The sequence below is a fragment of the Clostridia bacterium genome, assembly GCA_035561135.1.
Taxonomy (GTDB): domain Bacteria; phylum Acidobacteriota; class Terriglobia; order Terriglobales; family Acidobacteriaceae; genus DATMYA01.
Map to the genome: position 1 here is coordinate 1 of DATMYA010000093.1, position 1,500 is coordinate 1,500.

The window sequence follows — 1,500 nt, forward strand, 5'->3', positions numbered from 1 at the left end:
GTTGCGCACGAAAGCGGCGTCCATGGCCCGGATCACTTGCTCTGCTGCGTCCAGCGGAGTGGATGCTGCTGATGACATCGTTGTACCCTCCAAGTTCCGCAAGTATATCCCGAACGACCGGCGGCGGATTGTGCGCCGCAGGTGTGGGTTGTGCGTTTCACATCGATATGGGGCGCATTCCCGGGGCTTGCAGCACTTCTCCCGTTGCTGGCTGACCAGACCTGGCCGGTGCGGGGGCGCCTTCGGACGGCTACCGTGTATGTAGGCCATGGAAACTTGACCCTAGGCGACTGGCCCACTTCCCGGGACTAATCCGGCAGAAGTTCGGCGTGGCCGACGAACGGGAACGCCTTCGGGAACCTACATAGGCCGTTAGCATCATACGAACGCCGAAAGACAGTTCCATGCGGGTGGGTAGAACCGAGGCGAGCCGATGTCGCAATTCACATCTGCTTTGGATACCATGGCGGATAGGCAAAGTCATGTCCACAAGTAGAATGGCCATCACCCTCCTGACCATCACGGCGGTAAGCCTTGCCATCGGTGTTCCTGCCCCGGTTGCTGACCAGGCCTTGGCCAAGGGCGGCCCACACCTGGGAAAGTGGGAGTTTACCGGCAAAGACAACACCGGACTGGCCTGGTCCGGCACTCTCAAGATTGAGAAGCTGGACCCGGCTCGGTTCGAAGCGAATAAGTACCATTCGCTCTGCATTCTCGAAGTGGAGTCAAGCGACCCGAGCAAGGGGACCAAAGGTGTGGAGGAGCCATGCGAGTGGAATCCCGACACGCGCACGGTTACGTTTGGAAACACGTACCCGGCAGTGAACGTGTACACCGCCGTTCTTTCCGATGACGGCAAAGCTCTGACCCAGGGCAAGTGGACCGAGTCGAAGGTCGTACGCGGAAAAGTCGCGGGCATTGTCCGAAGCGGACAATGGTCCGCAAAGCTCTCGAATCGATAGATTGCGGCGGTGTGCCATGGCACGCGCCAGCCTCGCCTCGATGTCCTGTCTCCTACCGAAGGCCATCGTTCCCCGGACGCAGGGGTGGCCGTCGCTAAGCCGACTTTTCGTTCCCAATCCGGCGCAATTTCCGGTTTGCCGGCAATCCACTCGCAACGACACTTTACTGGTAACTGGACTTTGCAGACGCTTGATAGGACGAACCTTCGAGGAGTCCGGTCACAGTGAGGCGCATCCTCAAGCGCTCGCAGTATGCTCCACGATAGCGTCGATAATGACGGGCCAATCCAGGGGGTGCAATTCGTGGCCGGCACCGGGAAGTGTGCGCAGACGGGAATTTCGCAGCGCAGCATTCAGGGCAAGCCCATGCGCGTACGGAAGCACGGGGTCCTCTGTCCCATGAACAATCAGGGCGGGTGCGTGGATCTCGTCAAGCCGGTCGGTCCAGCCTGTAGGATCCCGAAGACATGCGTGATTGAACGGAGTCAATGGATTCGGTGTACGATCCCAGTCTTCCTGGGCCAGACCGCGGATGAAC

At 59.7% G+C, this 1,500-nt stretch carries 2 protein-coding genes; one reads left to right on the top strand and one right to left on the bottom strand.

The genetic code is table 11. From position 1 onward, the window contains the following. Positions 1-482 precede the first annotated feature (482 nt). Positions 483-962 carry a hypothetical protein gene (locus VN622_18410; protein HWR37839.1) on the top strand — a complete coding sequence of 160 codons (480 nt, stop codon included), beginning with the start codon at positions 483-485 and terminating at the stop codon, positions 960-962. A 237-nt stretch (positions 963-1,199) separates the two neighbouring features. Here the strand turns inward: VN622_18410 and VN622_18415 are convergent. Then, positions 1,200-1,500, bottom strand: a 301-nt coding sequence (locus VN622_18415) for an alpha/beta hydrolase (protein HWR37840.1), incomplete at its 5' end; no start/stop codon positions are given.

Excerpts from the sequence above, each read along its gene's own strand:
- VN622_18410 (HWR37839.1), top strand. The coding sequence starts at position 483 with ATGTCCACAAGTAGAATGGCCATCACCCTCCTGACCATCACGGCGGTA.